A 20,521-nucleotide genomic window follows, 5' to 3' on the forward strand; every position below is an offset into this window, starting at 1 on the left:
GGATGACAGCGGCAAAGACTGCAAGTTTTGCATTTGAAAAGGAGAAAAGCAATGACTCAGTTTCACAGCACTGTCAGTCGCCGTGAGTTCATGAAAGCACTTGGGCTTACCGCCACGGGCGCTGCCGCTCTGGTCGCTCCAAGTTTCAACGACCTCGATGAATTGATTGGGTCTCAGTCCGCACAGTTCAAGCGCGCTTGGTGGATCAAGAACCGCGAAATTGATGAACCTACCGTCGAATTGGACTGGAGCCAAATGTACCGTTCCGACGGTAAGTGGACCGGTCAGGACGGCTCATGCCAGACGTATTTTATAGGTGATGAAGAACGTCAAAAGCGGTCTGCTCAGGCATCAGCATTTTCCACTGAGACACTCAAAAACGGCACACCGGGGATGAACCTTCGTGATAGAGCCCTCTCCGGCGGCCTTTATCAGGCTTCCATCAGTTTCATGGGTTTGCAGTCAGCCAAAACACCGGAACAAATGGGCGTGCCCAAGTGGCAAGGCTCTCCGGAAGAAAACAGCAAGATGCTGCGCGCCGCCGCCCGTTTTTACGGCATGGGCACTGTAGGTTTTGCCGAGATTGATCAGCGGGTCAAGGACAAGCTCGTTCGCGAATATGATAAGGCAGCCGCCCACCAGAAGTATGTCTTCGAAGATGTTCCGTTAGGGTACGAAGCAAAAGACAAACTGGTCTTTCCATCCGCGGTACCTCTGTACGATATGGCCTTTCTTCATCCGCTATCCAAGGAGATGTTCCGCACCACCCCCAGTTCCGATATCGCCAGTGCCGGCAACTCCATCCGTTATAGTCAGTGGTCGATAGTTCAACCCCGTTTGCAGCAATTCGCTCGGATGCTGGGCTACCAGATATACGGTTATACCACCCCGGTCTGCGGGGCTATTCCGACTATTGCTACCAATACTCTCACTGGCTTGGTTGAAGGAGGCCGTAACAATGGTGTCTGCATCAGTCCGGAGTACGGCACGGTGACTGGAGCTTTTAGCGTAGTTATGGATATTCCTGTTGAGCCGACGCCCCCCGTCGACGCCGGAATCTGGCGTTTCTGCCATACCTGCCACAAATGTGCCGATGCCTGCCCGACAAATTCGATCTCTCAGGACAACGAGCCTTCGTGGGAAATCCCGCAGATTTACGGCAAGGAAGACAACACACACGTTCCCGGCAAGAAGCAGTTCTGGACTAACGGTGTGGATTGCTGGAGCCTGAAAGCCACCTTTGGCGGCTGTCATACCTGCATGGCCACCTGCACCTTCAACACCGGCGCGGCAGCCGTCCACAGCTATGTCAAAGCCGCACTGGCGACCACGCCTGCACTCAACAGCTTCCTGTGGAAGGCTGACAGCTGGTGGGGCTACGGTTTGCGCGAGGATAAGGAAAGCTGGTGGGATCTGGCTCAACCCACTCTTGGTTTCGATACATCGGTCACAGCCCACCACAAAACATACTAGGATACCCTTAACTGCTAAACAAAACTTGTGGGGGTGTGAGAACCCCCACAAGTTTTTTCATGTTAAAATAACCTTCAATGAAAGTCGTATTGCTCTTTCCCCCGCAATGGCTGCCAAATCAGCCTCCTCTTGGAATACCTTCGCTGTCTGCTTTCCTGAAAGGTCACGGCATCGATGTCGTTCAAAAAGACCTTAGCATCGAATCATATGAACATTTCCTTTCCCAACGCTATTTACAATCATTGAAGGGTCGCATCGAAGACCGATTCAATGTCCTCGATACTAAAGCCAGTCTCGAGCCTGGAATAGAGCAGCAGCGGTATGCCGATCTTTTTCTGGCAAAATCATCCATTGACTCCATTTCCACCAACGTCGAAGAAGCTAAAGCGGTTTTCCATGATCGCCAGTATTTCGATGCCAACACCCTATCCCAAGCCCGCCGAACACTGCAAGACGCGCTGGCTGTGGTCTCGGCAGCCCACTTCCCTTCCCGTCTCCAGCTGACGTCGTTTTCCATACCGTCATTTGACGGCCGTTTCGATAGCGCTGAAATCTTGACCGCGGACGGTAATCAGAATCCTTATTTGAGGTATTTTGAAGAACAAACTGTTCCGTGGCTGAAAAATCAGGGTCCTGACCTGGTAGGTATTTCAATTACCGCCGAGTCCCAGTTGATACCTGGGCTTACTTTAGCTCGCCTGGTAAAAAAAGCTTTTCCTGGATGCCACATTGTCCTCGGCGGTTATCTGGCAACCTTGCTGGCATCTGTATTTAGCAATCACCCGGGCTTTTTCACCCGGTATTTCGATTCGCTTGTCATTCTCGAAGGCGAACGTCCATTGCTTGAGTTGGTCAAGAGGGTAGAGCGTCGCGAAACCCTGGCGGACGTCCCGAATCTGATTTGGTATGATGGTAAAACGGTCCGGAAGAATTCCCCTGTGCCGCCAGCTTCGATGGCTGAATTGCCGCCTCCGGACTTTGACGGCCTGGTTCTCAGCAAGTATTTATCGCCTGAACCGGTCCTGCCGGTTCTGGCCTCACGCGGCTGCTATTGGGGCAAGTGCGCTTTTTGCTCCCACAACGTTTCCTATGAGAACAGATACCGTCCCTCAATACCCGAAAAGGTTGCCGCCGATATCGATCACCTGTCCCGCCGTTACCACGTCAGACATTTCTCCTTTTGTGATGAGGCCATCGCTCCGTCTCTGATGTCGGGCTTAACCCGAACGTTTCTCGAGAGTAAGGCTGACTGTCGGTTTTCGACGAATATCCGCCTGGAAGCTCAATTCGATGGCAGCCTTTGCCAAGAGATGTACCAGGCTGGTTTTCGTGTGGTTTACATCGGTCTCGAATCCGGCTGCGACCGGGTGCTGGGCTTAATGCGGAAAGGGACTACCCGGGAACTGGCGCTGGCAGCATGCCGCAACCTGGTAGCCGCCGGCATTTGGGATCACCTCTACATCTTCCTCGGTTTTCCGGGAGAAACGCTGGCAGAAGCGGAAGAAACAATCAGGTTTATTGAACAAAACAGCGAAGTGATTCGTTCATTCAATATCGGCCAATTTTCCCTCACGCGCGGCTCTGCTGTCTTAGCCGCACCGGAGGAATTCGGTATAGATTTGCCTCAAGGAGATGCTGCCAGCTATCTTGCTGTCGGGTTCGATTTTTCACCCAGAACCGGCTTGAACCGAAGCCAGGCTGAATCTTTAAGCCGGAAAACCTGGGATCGCCTCGCCTTATCGTATCCCACCCATGACATCATGCGATTGCTTTCGAAAGAGGATCTACTGGTCTACCTCTCTCATAATGAGAGTGCCGACCCAGGCTTGTCCAACTTAAGCGCCGCTGTTCCGGCATCCGGGGACAGGTATCATAGGTTGGTCAATGAGTCTTTGGAAATGACCTCAGACTATACGCCCCTCATGATAGACGGTGTGACCCGATCAGTCGTACACTTTGACCTTCCCGCCTTTGTGCGCGGGCAATCATCTGCGCCGAACGTTCGTCAACGGCGGCTGGTGGTTTTTAATCCTGCTACCCGTCGTTTACGTCAGATTGACGCCATAACATGGGATATCTTGGGATCGTCAAACGGACGGAATACCATTCGCCAGATCTCTCGCTCATTGACGCGTAAGTACGGGCTTTCAAGTTGGCAGCTCGAGGCGGACTGTCTTCGCGTCCTGGCGGCGCTTAAAGCCGACAGTTTTGTCGTTTGAACAGCGCCCGCCGATCCTCAGTTTTTCAAGTATGGTAGAATACTAAGTCCGCTTTGATGCGTTATATAGTCTGTAGTCTGCCCCGGCCGGGGCTTGGAAGAGGTTTTTCAGATGTTCAAATGGCTTGGCAAAATGGTTGATTCCAACGATAAAGAGATCAAAAAGTTGCAGCCGCTGGTTTCGGCGGTCAACGCCCTGGAGCCTGAGTTCATAGCCCTCTCCGATGAGGAACTCAAAGCCAAAACCGCCGAATTTAAAACCAAAGTCACCGCCGAATACGAATCCCTGAAAAGCGATATCGAAAACCTGCGGGCTCAGCTAGCCGTCACCGTCAGCCCTGAAGACCGCAATAAGCTTAAAGACAAGATCATCACCCTGGAAAACTCCTGTTTCGAGGAGATCATGCCCGCCGCCTTCGCCACGGTGCGCGAGGCCGCCCGACGCACCCTGGGCTTGCGCCATTATGACGTGCAGCTTATGGGCGCCGCTGTCCTTCACGACGGCCGTATCGCCGAGATGAAGACCGGCGAAGGCAAGACCCTGGTCGCCACCCTGTCTTTGTACCTGAATTCTCTTCTCGGCCGCGGCGCCCACCTGATCACTCAGAACGATTACCTGGCCCGGCGCGATGCCTACTGGATGGGGCCGGTCTATCACGCCCTGGGGGTCTCGGTGGCTTCCATTTACCCTATGCAGACGCCCGACGAGCACCAGCCGTCGCGCCTCTTCGACCCGTCGTATAACTCCGGCAAGGACAACGACCCGTGGCAGCACTACCGGCCGGTGCCCCGCAAAGAAGCCTACGCCGCCGATATCACCTACGGCACTTCGGCCGAGTTCGGCTTCGACTACCTGCGGGATAATATGGTCATCGATCTGTCGCAGTGCGTGCAGCGGCCCGACGGCCCCTACTTTGCCATCGTCGACGAGGTGGACAACCTGCTCATTGACGAGGCGCGGACGCCTTTAATCATCTCCGCCCCGGACTTCGAGGCCGGCAAGCTGTACCAGTCCTTCGCCAAGCTGGTGCTGCGGCTGAAACCGGCGGAAGACTACGAGGTCAAGATCAAGGAGCGCCTGGCCGAACTTACCGAGGACGGCTGGACCAAGGTCGAGGGCCTGTTGAAGCGCGAAGGGCTGCTCAAGTCGGAGAACCTCTACGACCCCCAGAATTCCTCGTTGATGCGCCACCTCCGCAACGCCCTGTCGGCCAAGGAGTTTTACCTCCGCGACCGGCAGTATGTGGTTGACCGCGACCCGGATGGCCAGGCCGGTATTGTAATCGTGGATGAATTCACCGGCCGCAAGATGGTCGGCCGGCGCTATTCTGAAGGGCTGCACCAGGCCATCGAGGCCAAAGAAGGCCTCAAGGTCCGCGAGGAGACCAAGACCTACGCCTCAATCACCATCCAGAACTACTTCCGGATGTATGACAAGCTCTCCGGCATGACCGGCACCGCCCTGACCGAGGCCGAGGAGTTCTCCCGCATCTACAAGCTGGAGGTGGTGGCCATTCCCACCCACCGCCCCATGGTGAGGCAGGACAACACCGACCAGATCTACAAAGACGTGCCCTCCAAGTTCAAGGCCGTCGTCCGCGAGGTCGAGGAGATGCGCGCCGCCGGCCGCCCGATACTCCTGGGCACCGTTTCCATCGAAAACTCGGATCTTATCTCGGAGATACTCAAGAAGAAGGGCATCCCCCACGAAGTCCTGAACGCTAAAAAGCACGAACGGGAGGCGGCCATCGTCGCCGAGGCCGGCAAGCCCGGCGCCGTCACCGTGGCCACCAACATGGCCGGCCGCGGCGTGGACATCATTCTTGGCGGCAAACTCGAGGGTTACGACCCGATGGCCGATCTGAAAGCTCATCTCGCCGAAGAACTGTCGAAAACGCCGCTGGATAAGGATAAACTGACCGAATTCGAACGTGATATTGCCCGGGCGGAGACTGAGATCGCCCGCCTTCAGGGTCAGATTAATACGGCGCGCCTGGAATATATCCAGGAAATCAAGACCGATGCCTCCACAGCCGGAAAAAGCGGCAAGCTGGCTGAAATCGAGTCGTTTGAAAAGAAGCTCAAAACTACCGCCGAGGGTTACCTTGCCGCCTACGGCGGCTGGGTCGCCGATATGTCCCGCGAGCTGCCGGAAAGTCCTAAAAAGACGGTCTGCAATATCGACACCGGCCGCTGCCAGACGGTGATCGACAAAGAACGCAAGCGTTTCAACGAGTGGCTGGAGCGCTATGTGGCAGTGGTCAAGGCCGGCGGCCTGCACGTCATCGGCACCGAGCGCCACGAAGCCCGCCGCATTGACAACCAGCTCCGCGGCCGGGCCGGGCGCCAGGGCGACCCCGGCTCGTCGCGCTTCTTCGTCTCGCTGGATGACGACATCATGAGGCGCTTCGGCGGCGAGATGGTGCGCGGCCTGATGGATCGCTTCGGCTTCGATGAGAACACTCCCATCGAGAACTCTCTAATTTCCCGTTCCCTGGAAAACGCTCAGAAGCGGGTCGAAGGCTACAACTTCGACGTCCGCAAGAATCTGGTCGAATACGATGACGTGGTCAACAAACACCGCGAGATCATCTACGGCGAACGCAAGAAGATCCTGTCCGGCGCCGATCTGAAGTCCAACATCCTGAACATGGTCAAGGAGACCATTGACGGCATTGTCGCCGAGCGTCTGACAGGCCTGGACTATCAGGACTGGGATATCGCCGGGCTGCTTGCCGACCTGTCCGCCTTCATGCCGCAGCCGGAGGGTTTCACCGCCGAGGAGATATCCCGCCTGTCATCCGATGAGGTGGCCGAACGCCTGAAGTGCGCCGCTGAAGCCATCTACGAAAAGAAGGAGCAGGACATCGGCGCGCCCATCCTGCGCCAGATCGAACGCCACCTGATGCTCCGGGTGATGGACACGCTGTGGATAGAGCACCTGACTTTCGTCGAGCACCTGCGGCTGGAGGCCGGCTGGCAGACGCTGCGCCAGGTCAAGGCGGTTGACGCTTATAAGAACGAAGGCTTCCGCGCCTTCGAAGACCTGCTGGACGGCATCAAGCATGATGTTGTCCACGCCATTTTCAAGGTCCAGGTGGTCAAGCAGCCGCCCGGCGCCGCCGCGCCGCCGCGGGTTCAGGCTCATCACGCGCCCCTTGCGGTCGGGGCGGCGCCCGCCTCGCCCAAAGCCGAGGTCTCATCGCCCATGGCCGCGATCGCCGCCCCCAGGACGGCGGCGCCAACCGCCAAAGACGCCGAAGGTCACAAGGTCGGCCGCAACGATCCCTGCCCCTGCGGCAGCGGAAAAAAATTCAAGAAATGCTGCGGAGCCTAGCCTATGGTTGAAGAAGCCTGCCAGCCCGCCGGCCTCGTTGAATCGGATGCCGGAGCCGTCCGCCGCCTGCGCGCCGCCATCGGGCAGGGGCGGCACTGGTATCTGGCGCTGCTGGAAGCTGTCGGCGCCTGGCAGACGGATGAGGAGTGCCTCGAGGGGCGGCTGTACCGCTATCTGATCGACGGCGAGGCCTTTGACTTCCTGCTGCTGGCCGAGCGCCTGACCGAGACCGTCCGCGACCTGGTGCCGGAGGCTGAGCGCGTTGCCCTGCTTTTCAATTCCAAGGCTCCGGTAGAGGTCTCCGACGATGAAATGAAGGGCTTGCTGGGCGAGGCGCGCTACCGCCAGATGCTCAATTATTTCTACGGCATCACCGCGGAGGAAGCCCTGATCCTGGCCGTCCAGGAAGAAGCCCGTAAGGACGAACGTTCAATCGTCATCAAATCGTTCGATACCGCCGATGAAAGCTTCAAGCGCATTTACGACCAGCCCCGCGCTGAACTGCTGAAAATGTTCCGGCGCGAGCGCGGCGAGCGGACTTCGCGCTCGCTTAAACTCGCTGAGATGCGGGAGTTCACTTACTGGCTGTTCAAATACCGCCTCAGGCACGCTGAAAAAGCCCGCGTCGCCTCGGATATGAAAAAATCCCTCGCCCGTCTTAAAAAGTTCCCCGGTAAATCCGGCAGCCCGGGCCTGGACCAGTTGCTGGGGGTGTAGCCAGTTTTCGGCTTGAAGGGCGAGTTACGACGTCTTGTTCGGCATTGGGATGGTCCCTGGCCGCGGCGTTAAGGAAGGGCGAGGGCGTAGCCTTCATCGATAAGGGACTGCGCCATGTCTAAACACTCCCGTTCGACTTCACGCAGCGGCAGCCGGTATTTTCTGGCCAGATCACGGGCGATCGCCGAGATCGGCCGTTTGCCGTTCCAGCCGGAGAGCATCTCCGCGCCGCTGTCTGAAATTCGTTTGAACCGGTTGCGCTCGATGTCGAACAGGGACCAGCTTTCGTCCGGATAAACCGGCTCGGCGCGTTTGTTTTGAATGTTTTCCCAGACTGCCCGAAGATTAAAATGCAGCCGCTCCATCACCACGCCGGGCTTGAGGGCCGGCATTGAAGCGGCGGAAAGTTTCTTGGGCGTCTTTTTTCTGGCCGGTTTTTTCATTTTAACAATCGACGCTAACAGTGGGTCTGTTTTCTCATAATGCGAGAGGTACTGGGGCAATATGCAGGCTTTATCGTAATGATGGCCTATCTTTTCGAGGAAGGCGTCACCGGCCAGTTGAGTGGCCACCGTAGCCAGGCATTCCGCGGTCAGTTCCCAGCCCTGTATATCGGTCAGTCCACCTGAGACCAGATACGGCAGATATAATTTGAAGTCGGTATCTTCGGTGGACCGGGGCAAGGTCACGCCATAGTCACCAGGATTCTTCATCACCCGGGAGTTCCGTCCAACCGAGAAATTGCTTATTCCCAGCGACCTGATGATGTCTTTGTTCTGCGCTATGAAACTGAACGTCCGGCGGGCTTCCGCCATGGTTTCGCCCGGAAAGCCGAACATGATATAAACGTGGTCCCAGATGCCGGCCTGGCACATGTTGCGCAGCACCTCTTCATTCACCGCCGTCGTGGTGCCCTTGTTTATCAGGCCGAGGACTCGGTCGCAGCTTGATTCAATGCCTATGTATACTTCCCGGAAGCCGGCGGCGGCCATTTTCCGGCACAGCTCCGGGGTAAACTGCCTCTCCGGCCTGATGCTGGTGGAGCAACGCACATCGAGGCCGCGTCTCAAGATTTCATCGGCAATCCTATTGACTGAATTCGGCGAAGTCCCCTCATCCGAAAGGGCGATGTGCTTGACCCCGTGTTTTTTCACTAAAAACTCTATGTCATCGACGAATTTGACCGGGTCCCGCACCTGGTACGTCATACCGTAAGCCAGACTGTGGGTACAGAAAGCGCACCGGCTCCAGTAGCAGCCCCGGGACGACAATACCGGCAGCACCGGCTCCGGGCTGAGGTATTTTTCCAGCGCCAGGCCGTCGAAGTTCGGAGGCGGCAGGGCATTGATGTCTTCCGGCGGCTTTTTATCGGTGACATGGATGCCCGCGGCGTCGCGGAAAATCAAATTCGGAACGTTGAATAAAGATCCACCCTTCTCGACGCTTCGGATGAGCTCCAGCAGCGGCAGTTCTCCATCGTTGACAACCGCGCTGTCGAAGAAGATATCAAAAAGTTCCGGGTATTTGACGATCACATCGGCCAGCATGGTCACGACGTAGCCGCCGATAACGATATGCGCTTTCTTGTTTCCGGCCTTGAGGAGCCGCGCCATGGTGAGCGCCGGAATGAGCTGGCTCTCGCCGGATATGGTGATGCCGATGACGCCTGGAGCTTCATCCCGCACCAACGGCAGCAGGTACTCCTCACCCAGTTGGATGTAAGGATTCTCCAGCCGGTTTTGCGTCGCTTGTTTCAAATCTTGAAACGATCCCTTAAATGACGGCATTTCGAACGACGAAAGGCCGATGTTGGTCGGGAAATACGCCAGTGATACCGCCTGCAGCGCCTGGGTGATGGTGTTCCGGGCGTCGGCCAGGATCTCGGGATCGTAGAATTTTTGAGGGTCCCGGTAGACGTTTTTAGCGCTCTCGATTTTTCCCGCCAGCAGCGGCGCCAGCGTTTTTGCCATGAACAGGTCGTTGTACTGTTTTTGCTCCGTGCCCGGCGCCAGCCGGTCCTTTAATTCCCAGACTGAGAATTGATTTCTCAGCTGCTGGCTGATCCCGGAGAGGTAACCTTCCGAAAGTATCAAGTCATAGGCTTCAAGATTGAAGTCCTTTTGAATGACGTCAACGCCCTTGTCCTTCAGGTATGCATAAAGGGACGGCAGGCTGAGGTAAGGCCGGAACGGCGTCCACTGAGGCGGGAATACCAGCAGGACCTTCACGCGCCGGATCCCACCGAGGCTGTTTTGGCTAAGACATTGATAGAGGGCGTTCGTAACAGTAGGGATTGCCCTCGGTTAACTGCCGGCTTCATTCTCGTCTCCCAGCGCCGAAACATCATGACACTATAGAATACCCTAACAGGCAGGCCGAATTAAAACACGAGGCGGGCTCAGAGAGCCCGCCTCGTGTTTATCACACAAACTAAATACTAGTAGCCCATGTGTTTGGCATAGACGGTGGAATCAAAGCCGTAAGCCGGCAGAGACATATGCCACCACTCCTCGATCTCCTCTCCGGTCCTCATGCCGTAGCCCATCGCGGGATGCATGGAAGAGAAGAAGCTGTTGAAGATCGGTGTGATGGAAGCCGTCGCCTTCACCACCTGATGGATCATGGCGCCGTTGGCCCCGTTGAAGACGCAGTTGCCCCAGCAGACATTGCATCTTTCCCCATTCATATTCCGTCTGACCCAGAGCTGGCACTGGGGCATATCGGTCCAGTAGGTCTTGCGGCCGAGTTTATGGAACTCGCCCGCTGTCCGTATGCCTTCCCAGGGCAGAATATGCGCTTTTGGCTCATTGCTCGTCCGGACTTCCCAGCTTGGTTCACCTTCGCCTTTCTTTACTATCGAACTGGACGGGCAGAGATCGGCGCATAAGCCGCAGCTCTGGCAGAACCGCCAGATACCGGCGTCTATCGGTTTGGTGTGCTCCAGCGGCAGGGTTGTCAGCAGGTCGAAGTAGCCGCCGAAAGCGCCGAATTCCGGGCTGATTGACATGATGGAATGGCGGCCGTTCTCGCTCAAACCGCCCAATACGGCGCCGGCGTTGGAAGGAATGGCGCGATACGGTTCATCAAGCATGCTCTGGTAGCCCAGGCCCTGGATGAAACCCTGGGTGCAGGCGCGCGGCACTTCGCGCAGGCGATAGCGGGTTTGGGCGACACCTCCCAGCGTCCCGGGGCGCATCCGGTTCAACTCGCTGTCCTGCGGAATCAGATAGGTTACGCTGTATAGAGGCACATTGGGCAGATATGTGATTCTCGTCTTATCGTCAAACCTGAAACTCGAATCTGTCTGGGAGAACACAATCGGCTTGGTGACCGTGGTCGGGGGTTGCTTGTCGTAGTATGAAATGCTTGGATTCTCGCCGGTCAAACCGATCAGTTTTTGATGATGGTCGTCAATGGCCGCGGTGCCGATTTCCGCTGAACCGAAGAACACCATAGCCGCTCTCAGCATTAAAGTCGCCTCTTCAGCCGAACCCGTCCACTTCGGCACTCCGCGCTCTTCCGGTGTCTGGACTGGTTTCTGGCCGAATTTAAGATTGGAGTTGGTATCCCCGAGGGCGCCGTTGCCGATGCCATTGGCAGTTGCCAGAGCCTGATCCCGTAATCGGTAGCCGGGCTGGTTCTGCTTCATCCTGTCCGCCGGGCTCGGTCCGGTCGCCACCTCAGCGTTGTACCTTTCCAGGCCGGGATACGCCGCCACAACCGCGGCCGACTGGGTGCTGTAGTTGTAATGGCGCTGCATCAGTGACCAGTCGATCTCGACCGTCGGCTCATCGACTTCCTTGACCCACCAGGCGCGCTTCCGGGATGACACGCTGGACTGAATCAGTTCGTCCAGGTCGTGGAACGCCGGGGCTGCGGCCATCGCGCCGCCGACGCCGGCGCTGACCAGGCCGAGGCCTTTCATAAATTCCCTGCGGCTGACTGTACTGTGAAAGATAGACACGCCTTTTCCTCCTTCTTGTTATGATTTGTTAGCCTACCTTCACCCCTTATAACCCTATCCCGATAACATTTCATCGTCCTGAAGTACTAGTACTATGCTGATTTATTTTCATTAATCAGGGTATTGAATATGAAGATTAATACTAATTAATCCAAGAAATCCGCTCATTTTCTAAAACTGCATCGACTTCTCCAGAAAATACCCCGGCTTCGCGCCGGTATCGGAGCGGGATGAAAATAAGCTTTGATTTGTCCGTATCGCCTCTGGAATTTCGAGTGCGGCAAGAGTAGGATGATTGCGTTGCATGTGAAGGTGGCTTATGGGGCGTTTTGACGGCGGTATTTCCCGGCGGCGGTTCATTAAAAGCGCTGCGCTTACCGGCGCCGGCGTGGCTGTTTTCGGCCTGGAGTCCTGCACCCAGAACCTGGGGGTAGACCAGCCTGAGGATGGCTTATTCCATTTCTTCGGTTACGGCACAACTTCGGCCGGAGAGTGGGACGCTGAAGTGGCGGTGGATGCGCTGTCCTGGCAGCCGGGAGCCCAAATCTGCCTGGATGTTTCGCTCTACCTGTCGAACTCGATCGTCCAAAAACTGGCCCCCAAGATTATCGTCGAACAAGTTTGCTTGTTGGTCACCGCGGAGCGCGCTTTCGATGCCGACGGGATTCACCGCTTCCCGTCTCACGAACGAATGTCCAGCTATATTACGCCCACCGGTCTCGCCGTCGAAGGGGGAATTCAAGGGGCGGTCACCCGCCGTTTCGGCGGCCGGTACCAGACGCCGCTGGACGAGTTTCTGACCGCACCCCTTGAAGCGCCGCCGACAGCCTCGGACGAACGGCGCATTGTTTTCAAGCTGCTTCCGACCGTTCCGGCTGAGGTGCCGCCGGGCATCTACCGGCTGCGTCTCGATTTCGGCGTTGTCGCCAAAGGCAAGAATTACTCGCTGGCCGGCCTGGCTTTCGCCCAGCGGCCGGCGGCTTCCGCCATGCCCGCCGAATCCCATTTTTATTCCTGTCCCTTCAAAGTCAGCGGCCGCCGGCCGGACGGCAGATTCATCGATGCTTCAGCCATTAAACCCCGCCTGCCCTGGGTCATTCTTTCGGGGTACGGATCCAACGGTTACTCGGGAGTGGTCGCCGAGGAGGACAAGGACTCATTCGCCCTGTCGCCCCGCAATATCATCCCTGACGACGTCATCCTGCCGTTATACTCCGATGATAACAAGACTAAAGCGGTGTATTCGCTGGAGCCGCGTTTTCTCACCCAGACCATCGAAGCCAGGAACGCAATACCGCTGGACCACACCCGTGGTGAGCTCTCGGTCAAGGTTATCGGGCCTGACGGCCATACTGATGACCTCGGCCGGTTTCCTTTTACAGCTTTAAGCGGCGGCTGGCCTACCACTTCGAACCCGGCTGTTACCGCCTGGAAGCCTCCGGCTTACGGGGAGTACACGGTCAACGTCGCCGGCTACGTGGAAGATATCTGGGGCAACCGCTACGAAGGCGGGGGCAGCTACCGTTTCGCCATCGCCAAAAGGATGACTCTGGCTACTGCCACTTTCCAGGGAGCGGCGTTTCAGGTCGGGGGCAAATATGGCCGGGACCTGGGGTTCGCTCCGGCGGTGCCGGCGGACGTTTTTGTGGCGGCCGACCTGTATCCTGATTCGGATCCGGGCAAGAAAAAAACGCTTACCTTCTCCGGGCGCGCCTCGCCGTCAGGCGTCTTCGGCGCGGCGCAGGGCGCCATGCAGCTGGCGCTTGATTCACCCGGCGAATACTTTGCCCACATTAAGGCCAGGTATATAGACCAGGATGGGCATTTATGGCTGTGTTCGGTGCGCCATGCCGGCGTCGTCTACCCGCCGGATTCTTCCATTGTCGCCCACGGGAAAAAGCTGACCATCGGCGGCAAATACGTAGACCGCGGCGAGACCAAATTTGAGGGTTATGTCGATGCTTCGGGCGAAAATCACCTGGCGCATCTCAACTACCCCTATAACAACGGCGACGTGCTGCTTATCGGGTCCGAACAGCAGGGGGCTAACAAGATTGAGCCGGTTTTGACCTATGATTTCAAGGCGGCGCCGCTTGCTTATGAAGCCCGCTGGCAAAACATCGGGGTCACCAATGTTAGCTTCAAAACATCGAACAACTATTCACCCCAGCTGTTCCCTGAATTCATCACCGACCGGGCATATTTTTACGCCGGGGCGCCGCGGCCGGGTTTTATGTCCCGTTTTATCGTCGGCTCGGACGGCCTCAAGGCGCCGTACTGGCCGGTAAGCCCCAACTCCTTCGGCGGGCAGATCAACGCATCAAGCAACGGCGACCTGCCCGGCACTATCTACCGGCTGATTGGCGGCGTGGCTTTATTTCAGAAAGACCAGGCTCCCGCCTATGCCGGGTATCTGGCGTCGAGCTTTGTCATGTCCGGGAAAACCAACAACAACCGGGTCATCGCCCCTGGCGCCGAGGAACTGCTTGGCGCCGACGGGACTAAAGCCCGGCTTTTCCTGGTGAGCATCCGGCCCGGCATGACCTACGAGACCGGCGCTGCCTTCGTACCGGTTGCTCAAATTGATCCGGTGCTGCCGGCGGTGGTCACCTTCAAGCTGACTTATCCTGACGGCCGCGTATTCACCGCCCAGGGCACCGGCGATTCGGGCGGTTCCTTTGCCGGTAAAGACCGCTGGACGCTGGATGTCCCCGGCGTCTACCTGTATACCATTGAAGCTGATTGGCAGGGCAATAAAGGTCATATGCCGGGGATGCCGCCTGAGGGCGGCAAGATCTTCGTCATTGAAAGGTCGCGTTTGCCGCAAAGCCCGGAGCTTTCACTGGTCATCAAAGAGCAGACGACTTTTTCCCAGAGCGGCACTTTAACCATCAACGGTCAAAGTACCGGGGATGAAGTTCACTACGCGGCGGTCACGCCCGGCGCCATCACCTCTCAGGGGGTGATCCCGGTGAAAAACGGCAAGTTCAGCTTTGTCTTCGACCCCGCGGCCGTCGCCCGATCTTCTGCGTTCTATGAAGTTAAAAACCTCCGTACCAACCAGCCTGAGGTTAAACGGGTGATTCATTTAACATTGTTCAGCAGGGAGAGGGCGGAAAGCGGCCAGGTGTACCATTCCTTCGTTCGCTTGATCATCCGCGGCACCACGGTGCTTTATACCTACTAGCTGCCTTCGGGCTGGCATATATTCGTGCGATAAAACAACAGGCCCGGCCTGGACGATTTGACCAGGGTGTAACCATTCCGGTCGGCGCAATGTTCCCTCAAGCCGGGTGCCGCCTCTTTGCCCTTCCTTTGGCCAGGATTAACTCAAGTTACCCGCAGCCATTATAATGGGTGACGAAAATCCGCTGTCCGAGAATGGAACGATTTCGCCCGTCCCTGCATCCTATTGTTAGAGAATCATTCAAAAGGAGCGCTCCTGTTGGATGAGCCGGAAGAAGCGGCCTTAGTACGCCGCTGCCAAGCTGGAGACGCGGAGGCATTCCGTATTCTTGTCGAGGCGTACAGAAACACCCTCTTCGGCGTCGCCTTTCTGATGACTCATGACCGGCCTGCCGCCGAAGATGCCGTCCAGGGAGGTCTCGTTCAGGTCTGGAGATGCCTGCCGTCCCTCCGCGGCCCTTCAAAGGTCAAACCCTGGCTGATACGCATCGTGGTCAATGAAGTGAAGCAGCAATTCAGGATGAAACATGTGCCTGTCGCCCCGCTCGAAGCCGCCGCCGACATCCCGGACGAGACGGATTTGCCGGAACAAAAGGTCATCTCCGCGGAAAGGCGGCAGACCATCCGGCGGGCGCTTTCGAAACTGCCGCCGGAGCAGCGCGAGGCTGTGGTACTGCGCTATTATTCCGGCCTGACTGTACCGGAGATCGGGGGAACCACGGGTCAGCCTCAGGGTACGGTCAAGTCCCGCCTGCACCGCGATCTGGCGCATCTTGGTAAAGAGTTGGGTTATGAGGGTTTGAGGTGATGTTGGATGGCTAAGCTCGAACACGAACTCGAGGTTTTTTTCAAATCTGAAGCCGCCGCCGCCTTGCCGCCGCCGGACTTCTGGCGGACCGCAGTATCAAAAGCGACGGTCGTCTCGCAACGGCCTGTGAAGAAATCCCGGTTGGCGACCTGGTTTTCAGACCTGCTGGAGGCTCTGCATATTGACGCTAGGAGGCTGGTTTTAGGCATCGCCACATACCTGGTCCTGCTTTTGGTGATTGCTGGTTTGAGCGCCGGTGTCAGCATCTATGTTTCCGGTCTGGGTATCGGCGACGCTCCGCCAACGATCACAAGTGGGACGATCCCACCACACGTTACCCCGACGGTGACGGTGGTGATTCCGCAAAATACCTCAAACGCATTGTTTGCTGCACTGCTTGGTGTTTCATTCGCTCTTTTCGCTGCCGCTGCCTTTGTAATATGGCGGTTCCGCTGCAATAGAGCTTCCGAAAGACGCCGGCAATGAAAGCCGTATCTTCCATACAATGCGTTCTTTTAGTGTTCATCATCGCTACAGGCTTGCTTTTGGCGTTTCCTGAACCAGGGTTCGCTGGCGCCCCTGAAGCTACCAAGAGTGTTCTGCCTCGGATCACCCTCGGTGGAATACCAGAGGAAAAGAGTTTATTGGGGCTAGTTATTGTTTCGGTGGTGATTGTGGCCGCCTTGCTTTTAGCGCTATGGTTCTTGATGCGCAGAGGCAGCCGATGAAGCTCTGTAAATTATTTCACCTTGCGCTCATCCTTAGCTTCTCTTTTCTACCAGCTTGCCTTCAACAGACGCCTGTTTTGCCGGTATCATATTTCCCTGTCCGTCATGAACCGGGGCCCAGCATGTTGTTGCTCAACTATGGCAAACTCGTCCTCGAAGACGGTTTGTTGCGTTTCGAGGAGACAGGTTCCGGCCTGTCGTATCTGGTGATCTGGCCGTATGGCTATTCCTGCCAAAGCGTTGGAAGTCGGGTTGAAATTCTTGACGCCGAAGGTGCCGTCGTCGCTAAAAGCGGGCAATACCTGCGTATCGGTGGCGGGCCGGCTTTTTCAGTTAGCTACTATACCGGTGAAGAGCCGCCGTGGTCGCTACCCGGCCCGTATTGGGCTTTAGGCAGCATCGAGCAATGGTGGCCGTGGGATTTCGTCGCTTTGATGGAATTATTTGCCGTAATCTGCATGATGGTTATCTTGACACTAATAGCCCTGGATTTGATACGGCTGAGGCGCCCGAAAATATGAAGATTCGGACCGCCGCCAAAGCCTTGTTTCAACTGATTGCCGGTATTCTTATCGCCGTACTTAGCGTTTATGTCCACCAGCACCGATTCCCCTCGGACATAACCGTAGCCGCCGCCGACGGAACAGTGTTGCACGTTTCTTGGCTTTGGGACACCACCGTCACCTATGCTCTATTATTCATTCTTCTCATAAGCTTGCTCGGCGTCATTGTCTCCGTCTTTGGTCTTGTTAATCTGTTCGCCTCCGTTACCGCTCGGCAGTCCCCTGCGACTGAAATCAGGCCAAAAGCATGGGCCAGCATAACCGACGCCGTGCAGCTTGTCGTCGGGTCGGTCGTTGGCGGGCTCTGCTTATATATCGCCGTGCTTCCTTATCCGGCGGATGTCGTCAAGCCTCAACTGGATGGGACACTTGAAGTTTTGTATCTTTTCCCAGATTCAGCGATCAACTCGGCAATAAATGTGACCTATGTGATTGCCGCACTGGGTATTGCTGTGGCTGCCAGTGGTCTGTGTAACCTATTATGGCAAGCGCCCCTAATTCAACAAAAAAAGCGTGAGTGTTAGTCCATTTACTTCGGCGCGAACGGAGATAGGGCATGAAAAAACTCGCAGTTTTGCAGATAATTCTGGGGGTTGTCATTTTGGCGTTTGGCGGAATCGCCGTCGGCGGGACGTTCTCAATACATTTTAGCTATCCTGGTGGCTTACATGGAGAACCGGATCTCGCCGTTTTCCAACCCGAAGCCCTGAAGGTTGCTCGGTGGGCCGGGGCCGCCGTTCTCCCTTTAGCTTTAAGCGTCATTGGTTGCGGCATCGCCCAGTTACGAAGGAGTTGATTGGGGACGCGGGTTTGCGGATTTCACACCGATAAGTTACACGCCCTGCCGTTGTTCAGCTTGTGGCTTTTTTACTAAACTTGACATAATAAAATAACGCGCCAAATACGACAGAAGTCGGTTGACACCTATTGTGAACTGGTGTGCTATAATACCTGCCGTGTTATTGACGGACAACCTGACTCCCGCTTTGACGCCGGCCGGCGGCCATGAATTGTTTTCCCGGCTTCCATGCTTGAAGCCGGCTTTCCGGAACCCGCTGGCTGCCGGCCGCAGCGCGCGCAAGGATTCGATTCTTTTTTCTGCCGATCCGGGCATTGATCGCCGGCTCCGGCCGGATCGAACGTGGCAGGCAGGAATCGTTTCCGTCGATTTATATTATTCTGCGGAAAACAAAAACCAAACCGCTGAACGTCTTGAGGCTTCCCCCCGATGCCGGTAACTGCCTCGCCCTTCATCCTCCTGGCCGCCGCAGCGCTGGCCCTTGGCTGCCTGCTGGGCGCCTTCCATTTCTACCGGCGCCGCCGCCTGATTGATGAAACCCCCACATCGAAGACCCGCGGCGTCTTTATCGGCCTGGCGGAGGTCAAAGGCACCGCGGAGTCGGAAACGCCGCTGGAAAGTTACCTGGCCGCCGCCCGCTGCGTCTGGTACTCCTATAAAGTGGAGGAGCACTGGCAGCGGACCACGGTGAACGCCAAAGGCCACGTCCAGACCCAGAGCGGCTGGAAGACCGTGGCCTCGGAGACCAGATATGTGCCTATTTTCCTGAAAGATGATACCGGCGTCCTCCGCGTCATGCCGGAAGGCGCCGAGGTCCACGCCGATAAAGTCTTCGATAAAACCTGCCGCCGCGACGATCCGCTCTACTACGGCAAGGGGCCGGCGAAGGCGGTCGGCGGCTCCACCCACCGGCGCCGCTTCACCGAACTGGCGCTGCCCCTGCACGATGTCATCTATGTCATCGGTCAGGCCAAGGAGCGGCAGGATGCGGTAGCCGCGGAAATCGCGGCGCGCAAGGGCTCCATGTTCATCATCTCCACCCATGAGGAGAAACACCACTCTGACCGGTTCCGGCTTTTCTTCTGGCTCTGGCTGGGGCTTGGAATAATCGTCTCCGGCGGCGGCGCGGCGTTATACCTCCAGCAGGGCTGGCTGACTTCCTACGCCCCGGCGATTCTCTCCTCGGTCGGCATCTACCTTGGCGCAGCGGCGATAGCCTGGGTGTGGACGGCTTACAACAGCCTGGTAAACCTGCGCCAGCGGGTACGGCAGGGATTCTCCCAGATTGACGTGGAACTCAAGCGCCGGGCTGACCTGATTCCTAACCTGGTTGCCGTCGTAGAGGGCTTCCGCCGCCACGAAAGCTCGCTTCAGCAACTGGCCGCCGAACTTCGCAGCCAGGCGGCGGCCGCTGGCAGAGTTGACGAATCACACGGCTTGTCAGGCGCGCTCCTGGCTGTTGCCGAAAAATACCCGGAACTCAAAGCCGACCGCCAGTTCCTGGCGCTCCAGCTGGCGCTAACGGACACAGAAGAGCGCCTGGCGTTGGCCCGGGATTACTACAACTCCATCGCAACCTTTTTCCGGACGCGGCTGGAGGTTTTTCCGGATGCGCTTCTGGGCCGGCTGCTGGGTTTTCAACCCCTGCCGCTGCTTGAGGCCGAATCTTTCGAGCGGGCAGCGGTCGCGGTCAGTCTGGCCGCCTAGACGATGCCAGCGAGCAGCATCAGGCCGTAACCCAGGCCGGCGGCGGCGGTGATAGGCGGCATGGCTGGCGTTGGGCCGCCCTTGAAGAATGCCCGCTGCACCCAAAAAACCGAAAGCAGTCCCAGCATCAAAGCGCCAGCGGTCAGGAAAGCCGGGACAATCCCCGCCGCTGCCAGCACCGAAACCAGGAGTATGAGCGCGAAACCGACATCGCCGCCGCCAAGCAGGGATACGATACGCTCGTCAGCCTCGTTTTCCAGCCGGAGGTCAGATAACTCGATGCTCCAATCGGCGCCCCGGCGCGGGAACACGAAAGCCGGCACGATGGCAACGCCGGAGAGTTTCTTGACCATCCACATCATATGCCCGGATTTAACCGAGACCAGGTCGTAAATTGAGATAACCGCCATGATGACCAGCACCGAGCCTGGTGACAGGATGAAACCAAAGACCGAGCCGTAGCCAGCCAGGGCAACCCCCAGAAGGAGGTTATGCAGCCACAGCCGTGGCCACTTGAGCCAGGCCAGCGCCCCGGTCAAGGCGATAACCCCTGCGGCCGCCGCCGGCAGGGTGAGCCCAAGCACCACGAAGACGCCCCAGGCGTAGAGCAGCAGGAACATGCCCTTGATGAGGTACTTAAGGAACCGCAGGGGTAGTAAAGCCAGCGTCAACCCCAAAACAGCCACTGTGAGGGAAAAATATACCAGAGGCGGCCCGGCGGTGATTTCCGGCAGGATGATGCCCTCTTCCTCGATAAAGACCTGTTGGCGTAATGAAACGGCAATGGCTAGCGCTTGGCAGGCTGCCAGAGTGATCAGGCTATAATGCGTTGAATTCAGTTTCACAACAGCAGCCGCGGCGGATGAACGTCCAAAATACGGGTAGGTTCTGTCATGAACATCGAAAAGGTGTTAGAAGGGGCGTCGGCAGTCGGCGCCGGGGGCAGGCATAAAGATGGCAGTGAAATCTGCGGAAAAAAGTTTTGGTGGAGCCGGAGTATCAATAGGTAGAACCGGCCAGG

The 20,521-nt window shown here is 57.1% G+C and carries 14 protein-coding genes and 1 pseudogene; 12 read left to right on the forward strand and 3 right to left on the reverse strand.

Annotated features, from left to right (window positions below; all coding sequences use genetic code 11):
• Window positions 1-51: 51 nt before the first annotated feature.
• From DEALK_RS03090 to DEALK_RS03105, 5 genes and pseudogenes are all read left to right on the forward strand, one after another.
• A complete protein-coding gene (locus DEALK_RS03090) occupies window positions 52-1,473 on the forward strand; it encodes a reductive dehalogenase (RefSeq protein WP_058438585.1) in 1,422 nt (473 codons plus the stop codon).
• Window positions 1,474-1,550: 77 nt separating this feature from the next.
• Complete coding sequence (locus DEALK_RS03095) at window positions 1,551-3,692, forward strand: B12-binding domain-containing radical SAM protein (RefSeq protein ID WP_058438586.1); 2,142 nt, start codon at window positions 1,551-1,553, stop codon at window positions 3,690-3,692.
• 111 nt (window positions 3,693-3,803) lie between these two features.
• Window positions 3,804-6,776, forward strand: a pseudogene (gene secA, locus DEALK_RS03100) (preprotein translocase subunit SecA); the annotation flags it as partial.
• 123 nt (window positions 6,777-6,899) lie between these two features.
• Window positions 6,900-7,028: an SEC-C metal-binding domain-containing protein gene (locus DEALK_RS10410; protein WP_484481523.1), complete on the forward strand. Its 129-nt coding sequence runs from the start codon at window positions 6,900-6,902 to the stop codon at window positions 7,026-7,028.
• Between the two features lie 3 nt (window positions 7,029-7,031).
• Window positions 7,032-7,745, forward strand: a complete 714-nt coding sequence (locus tag DEALK_RS03105; RefSeq protein ID WP_058438588.1) for a hypothetical protein — start codon at window positions 7,032-7,034, stop codon at window positions 7,743-7,745.
• 68 nt (window positions 7,746-7,813) lie between these two features.
• On the opposite strand, the gene DEALK_RS03110 is transcribed toward DEALK_RS03105, so the two are convergent.
• Both DEALK_RS03110 and DEALK_RS03115 read right to left on the reverse strand, forming a co-directional pair.
• Entirely contained in the window at window positions 7,814-9,973 is a 2,160-nt protein-coding gene (locus DEALK_RS03110) for a B12-binding domain-containing radical SAM protein (RefSeq protein WP_058438590.1), read from the reverse strand.
• A 209-nt stretch (window positions 9,974-10,182) separates the two neighbouring features.
• Window positions 10,183-11,709, reverse strand: a complete 1,527-nt coding sequence (locus DEALK_RS03115) for a reductive dehalogenase (protein WP_065128681.1) — start codon at window positions 11,707-11,709, stop codon at window positions 10,183-10,185.
• Between the two features lie 319 nt (window positions 11,710-12,028).
• On the opposite strand from DEALK_RS03115, the gene DEALK_RS03120 reads away from it, so the two are divergent.
• The 7 genes from DEALK_RS03120 (at window position 12,029) to DEALK_RS09745 (ending at window position 19,500) form a co-directional block, all read left to right on the forward strand.
• Window positions 12,029-14,896, forward strand: a complete 2,868-nt coding sequence (locus DEALK_RS03120; RefSeq protein ID WP_058438594.1) for a twin-arginine translocation signal domain-containing protein — start codon at window positions 12,029-12,031, stop codon at window positions 14,894-14,896.
• 258 nt (window positions 14,897-15,154) lie between these two features.
• Window positions 15,155-15,703, forward strand: coding sequence for an RNA polymerase sigma factor (locus tag DEALK_RS03125; RefSeq protein ID WP_058438601.1), 549 nt, complete (start codon window positions 15,155-15,157; stop codon window positions 15,701-15,703).
• A gap of 6 nt (window positions 15,704-15,709) precedes the next feature.
• Window positions 15,710-16,189, forward strand: a complete 480-nt coding sequence (locus tag DEALK_RS03130) for a hypothetical protein (RefSeq protein WP_058438602.1) — start codon at window positions 15,710-15,712, stop codon at window positions 16,187-16,189.
• A 364-nt stretch (window positions 16,190-16,553) separates the two neighbouring features.
• A complete protein-coding gene (locus DEALK_RS03140) occupies window positions 16,554-16,952 on the forward strand; it encodes a hypothetical protein (protein ID WP_058438604.1) in 399 nt (132 codons plus the stop codon).
• On the forward strand, window positions 16,949-17,518 hold the full coding sequence (locus DEALK_RS03145) for a hypothetical protein (protein WP_058438605.1): 570 nt from the start codon (window positions 16,949-16,951) through the stop codon (window positions 17,516-17,518). The genes DEALK_RS03140 and DEALK_RS03145 overlap by 4 nt, the downstream gene beginning before the upstream one ends.
• A gap of 32 nt (window positions 17,519-17,550) precedes the next feature.
• Entirely contained in the window at window positions 17,551-17,790 is a 240-nt protein-coding gene (locus DEALK_RS03150) for a hypothetical protein (protein ID WP_058438606.1), read from the forward strand.
• 432 nt (window positions 17,791-18,222) lie between these two features.
• A complete protein-coding gene (locus DEALK_RS09745; RefSeq protein WP_083496331.1) occupies window positions 18,223-19,500 on the forward strand; it encodes a LemA family protein in 1,278 nt (425 codons plus the stop codon).
• On the opposite strand, the gene DEALK_RS03165 is transcribed toward DEALK_RS09745, so the two are convergent.
• Window positions 19,497-20,345: a presenilin family intramembrane aspartyl protease gene (locus tag DEALK_RS03165; protein WP_058438610.1), complete on the reverse strand. Its 849-nt coding sequence runs from the start codon at window positions 20,343-20,345 to the stop codon at window positions 19,497-19,499. The genes DEALK_RS09745 and DEALK_RS03165 overlap by 4 nt on opposite strands.
• Between the last annotated feature and the right edge of the window lie 176 nt (window positions 20,346-20,521).

It is taken from the genome of Dehalogenimonas alkenigignens (genome assembly GCF_001466665.1).
Classification (GTDB): Bacteria; Chloroflexota; Dehalococcoidia; order Dehalococcoidales; family Dehalococcoidaceae; genus Dehalogenimonas; species Dehalogenimonas alkenigignens.

Coding starts and splice junctions, on each gene's coding strand:
- DEALK_RS03130 (WP_058438602.1), top strand. CDS start 15,710: ATGGCTAAGCTCGAACACGAACTCGAGGTTTTTTTCAAATCTGAAGCC.
- DEALK_RS10410 (WP_484481523.1), top strand. CDS start 6,900: ATGGCCGCGATCGCCGCCCCCAGGACGGCGGCGCCAACCGCCAAAGAC.
- DEALK_RS03145 (WP_058438605.1), top strand. CDS start 16,949: ATGAAGATTCGGACCGCCGCCAAAGCCTTGTTTCAACTGATTGCCGGT.
- DEALK_RS03150 (WP_058438606.1), top strand. CDS start 17,551: ATGAAAAAACTCGCAGTTTTGCAGATAATTCTGGGGGTTGTCATTTTG.
- DEALK_RS03140 (WP_058438604.1), top strand. CDS start 16,554: ATGTTGTTGCTCAACTATGGCAAACTCGTCCTCGAAGACGGTTTGTTG.
- DEALK_RS03090 (WP_058438585.1), top strand. CDS start 52: ATGACTCAGTTTCACAGCACTGTCAGTCGCCGTGAGTTCATGAAAGCA.
- DEALK_RS03120 (WP_058438594.1), top strand. CDS start 12,029: ATGGGGCGTTTTGACGGCGGTATTTCCCGGCGGCGGTTCATTAAAAGC.
- DEALK_RS03095 (WP_058438586.1), top strand. CDS start 1,551: ATGAAAGTCGTATTGCTCTTTCCCCCGCAATGGCTGCCAAATCAGCCT.
- DEALK_RS03105 (WP_058438588.1), top strand. CDS start 7,032: ATGGTTGAAGAAGCCTGCCAGCCCGCCGGCCTCGTTGAATCGGATGCC.
- DEALK_RS09745 (WP_083496331.1), top strand. CDS start 18,223: ATGCCGGTAACTGCCTCGCCCTTCATCCTCCTGGCCGCCGCAGCGCTG.